Source organism: Neisseria sp. P0022.S010 (genome assembly GCF_051956635.1).
Genome location: NZ_JBQCXF010000622.1, coordinates 1 through 1,614, shown reverse-complemented (window position 1 = coordinate 1,614; position 1,614 = coordinate 1). Strand labels below are relative to the sequence as shown.

Below are 1,614 nucleotides of genomic sequence, written 5' to 3'. Positions count from 1 at the left end.
GGGCAAAATTTTCCATAGTCATATATACTCTTTTCGGTACACCGCCAAGGGGTGCGGGTTAGGTTTGAAATGACCTGCCGTCCTTGGCGCGGCAGGTTGGGAAATGTTTTCAGACGGCCTTGTTATAGGGTTAACAGGCCGTCTGAAATGAAAACTTCGCGATTATACTCCAAATTTTAAACTTTATGATACCAATCAAGCACTTTTTTTACAGCTTCTTCGATAGAAAGGTTATCAGTGTCTAAAAGCAGGGCGTCGGGCAGCTGTTTCAACGGAGCAACAGGGCGGCGGCGGTCTGCTTCATCGCGCGCTTCAATGTCCGACAAAATACGCTCGAATGCAACGCCTCCGCATGGGATACCGAGTTGTTTGGCACGACGTTGGGCGCGGACATTGGCACTTGCGGTCAGGAAAATTTTTAATGCGGCATCAGGGAAAATAACCGAGCCGATATCGCGGCCGTCGGCGACCAAACCTTTTTCAGTTAGGAAGTCGCGTTGGCGTTGTAAAAGGGCGGCACGCACTTTAGGCAACTGCGCGACAGCAGATGCGCCCATGCCGATCGCTTCGGTACGGATTTGCTCGGATACATCTTCGCCGTTTAATAATACGGCGCTGCCTTCAAATTGTGCGGGCAAGGTTTCTGCCAGTGTGCTGACGGCATCTTCATCTGTCCAGGCAACATTTTGTTTTTGTGCGTAAAGTGCGGTCAGGCGGTAAAGCGCACCGGAGTCGAGGTAAAGAAAACCCAAGGCTTCGGCTACGCGTGAGGCAACCGTCCCTTTACCGGATGCGCTGGGGCCGTCGATGGCAATGACTTTTTGCTTGAGGCTCATGTGTTCTCCTGAATGCGATAGGTATTTGAATCAACCGTTTATTATACGTCGCTTTGGCCGTTGGAAACGAAAATTTTTGTGTGATTTAAATTTGAGGGAAAAGTGGTTCGGCCTTATCGGGTATAATGGCCAAAATCATAATTTAACCGCTTTATCTGATTGTTCGGGCCGTCTGAAATAACGGGTCGGGAACGGTCTTAGAATTTAGAACATTATGTTACAAACTGATAATCTTACTTCTGCACAACCTCAGCGCATTATCACTGCTCAAAATATTTCCGCTCAGGAAGAATTGCTTGAACGCGCTTTACGTCCGAAAACTTTAGACGACTATATCGGGCAGGATAAAGCAAAAGAGCAGTTGGCCATTTTTATTCAGGCAGCGAAAAAACGTGGTGAAGCGCTTGACCACACTTTGCTGTTTGGCCCTCCGGGTTTGGGCAAAACTACTTTGGCACACATTATCGCTAAAGAGTTAGGCGTTAATTTGCGTCAAACCAGCGGCCCGGTTTTGGAACGTGCCGGCGACCTTGCAGCCTTGTTGACTAATCTTGAGCCGCATGATGTGCTGTTTATCGATGAAATCCACCGTTTAAGTCCTGTGGTTGAAGAAATCCTTTATCCCGCGCTTGAAGATTATCAGTTGGACATCATGATAGGCGAAGGACCGGCCGCGCGTTCGGTCAAAATCGATTTGCCGCCGTTTACATTGGTAGGCGCGACGACCCGTGCCGGTATGCTGACCAATCCTTTGCGCGACCGTTTCGGTATCGTATCC

The 1,614-nt window shown here is 48.9% G+C and carries 2 protein-coding genes; one reads left to right on the top strand and one right to left on the bottom strand.

What is annotated here, in order from left to right:
* Positions 1-176: 176 nt before the first annotated feature.
* Positions 177-836, bottom strand: a complete 660-nt coding sequence (cmk, locus tag ACTHUT_RS20040; protein WP_250600697.1) for a (d)CMP kinase — start codon at positions 834-836, stop codon at positions 177-179.
* Between the two features lie 214 nt (positions 837-1,050).
* On the opposite strand from cmk, the gene ruvB reads away from it, so the two are divergent.
* The coding region (gene ruvB, locus ACTHUT_RS20035) for a Holliday junction branch migration DNA helicase RuvB (RefSeq protein ID WP_440419567.1) at positions 1,051-1,614 on the top strand (564 nt) is incomplete at its 3' end.